We start from the raw sequence: 225 nt of genomic DNA on the forward strand, positions 1-225 counted from the left end.
TCATTAACGGATCGATGATGGAAGGTCTGCTCATCTATGCGCTGCCGCTTGCGTTATTTGGTGGTGTTGTGCCTACATTATTTTTTACATTGGGTGTGCCGCATATCGGCGGCGGACTGGCAACAATATTGGGAGCGGCTGAGCTGCCTATGGCAGCGCTGATGTCAAGCATTGTACTCCGGGAAAACGTACACATGCTCCAGTGGCTTGGAGTCGCAGTTATTC

The 225-nt window shown here is 51.1% G+C and carries 1 protein-coding gene; it reads left to right on the forward strand.

Annotated elements, in window-relative coordinates:
* A partial coding sequence (locus LKX83_RS33140; protein WP_227887544.1) for an EamA family transporter occupies nucleotides 1-225 on the forward strand: 225 nt, incomplete at both ends.

Origin of the sequence: Cohnella baijiui (assembly GCF_020731285.1) — a bacterium.
Classification (GTDB): domain Bacteria; phylum Bacillota; class Bacilli; order Paenibacillales; family Paenibacillaceae; genus Cohnella.